The organism is Falsiroseomonas oryziterrae (genome assembly GCF_021864505.1).
Taxonomy (GTDB): Bacteria; Pseudomonadota; Alphaproteobacteria; order Acetobacterales; family Acetobacteraceae; genus Falsiroseomonas; species Falsiroseomonas oryziterrae.
Genome location: NZ_JAKJIB010000524.1, coordinates 1 through 1,743, shown reverse-complemented (window position 1 = coordinate 1,743; position 1,743 = coordinate 1). Strand labels below are relative to the sequence as shown.

The 1,743-nt window shown below is 72.3% G+C and carries 2 protein-coding genes; both read right to left on the bottom strand.

Going from position 1 to position 1,743, the window contains the following annotated elements; genetic code table 11:
* Positions 1 to 544 (bottom strand): P-loop NTPase family protein (locus tag L2I40_RS22745; protein ID WP_237217636.1); only part of this gene is annotated, 544 nt, incomplete at its 3' end.
* 107 nt (positions 545 to 651) lie between these two features.
* The coding region (locus L2I40_RS22740) for an AI-2E family transporter (protein ID WP_308116447.1) at positions 652 to 1,743 on the bottom strand (1,092 nt) is incomplete at its 5' end.

Here is a 1,743-nt window from a genome sequence, read left to right as displayed (position 1 = left end):
CGTCGAGCGCGGCCACCGCGGCGGCGACCGCGGCGGCGTCGCGCGGCAGGCGGGCCAGGAGGTAGTCCTGGACCTCGGGCGCGACGCGCAGCTGCCGGTCGGCCAGGTGTTTGGCCAGCAAGGCGGCCAGCAGTGCATCGGTCGGTGACGAGACCTGCACCGCCAGCGTCGCCCTGAGGCGCGAGGCGAGGTCGGGCAGCGCGGTCCTCCAGCGGGCGGGCGGTTCGCGGGATGCGAGCAGCAATGGCAGCCCGGATTCGCCTGCGCGGTTGATGAGATGGAAGAGCGCGGTCTCCGGCGCCGCATCAGCCTCGTCGAGGGCTGCCGGCGCGGGAGCCAGAGCTGCGGTTTCGGTCAATTCGGGTCCGTGCAGAAGGCGCCAGCCGCGTTCGGATGCCAGGGCGGCCAGCATATGGGACTTGCCGACGCCGGCCGGGCCGTGCAGCGCGAGGCGATGGCCGGGCCAGTCGTCGGGACGGTCGAGCCAGGCCAGCGCCTCGGCGTTGGAGGCATCGGCGACAAGGTCGGCGCGCGCGGCGGACACCGCGTGGCGGATCGGCAGGGGAAGCTGGGCGGGCGGGTCGGCCTGGGACACGCGCCAACGCATAGCGCAGCCGGCGCGCCCGGGCACGCCCGAGCAGGCCATCGCCGTCACGAGCCGGTGCGCGGCGGGTCGAGGTAAAGCGGGCTTTCCAGGTAGCGCCGCAGCCAGTAGCGGGCGATGACGCCGATCGCGGCGGCCATCGGCACGGCGAGCAGCACGCCGAGGAAGCCGAAGGCGACGCCGCCGGCGAAGAGGGCGAATATCACCCAGACGGCGTGCAGCTCCACACGGTCGCCGAGCAGGCGCGGATAGATGATGTAGCCTTCGACGAACTGGCCGACCATGAAGACCAGCACGACGAGCGCCACGCCTTCCCAGGTGCCGAACTGCGCCGCGGCGAGGAGCAGGGCCACGGCGAAGCCGGTGATTGAGCCGACATAGGGGATGAAGCTCAGCACGCCGGCCATCAGGCCGACGATCAGGCCGAGCTCGAGCCCGATGAGCTGCAGCCCGCCCGCATAGAAGACGGCGAGCACGAGGCAGCAGAGCAGCTGGCCGCGCAGCCAGGCCGACAGCACGCGGTCGGTGTCGCGCGACAGCTGGCGCAGCGTATGCGCGGACCGCCGCGGCAGCCAGTTGTCCACGCGGCGAACGATGCCCGGCCAGTCGCGCAGCAGGTAGAAGCCGACGACCGGCGTCACGATCACCAGCGTGAAGACGTTGAACAGCGCGACGCCGCCGCCGATCAGCCGCGCCACCGCGGTGCCGAGGAAGTTCACCATGGTGGCGGCCTGGCGGACGGCGAGGTCGCGCAGCTGCGCATCCACCACCTCCGGACCGAAGGCCTCCTGCGCGGCCTCCAGCGCCTGGCGCACCAGCGCGGTGATGCCGGCGACATAGGCAGGCAGGCGCTGGATCAGCACGCCGATCTGCGCGATCAGCAGCGGGTATAGCAGCAGCACGGCGAGAAGGCAGATCGCGAAGAGCGCCAGGATCAGCAGGAAGGCGCCGAAGGCGCGGCGAATGCCGATCCGCTCCAGCCGGCTCGCCAGCGGGTCGAGGAAATAGGCCACGCAGGCGGCGAGCACGAAGGGCGTCAGGATCGCCGAGAACAGCCAGAGCGCGAAGAGCGGGCGGCCGACGAGGCGACGGACCAGGGGCGGGACGCGGCTGGTGACCTCCGCCACGTCGTCCGGGGT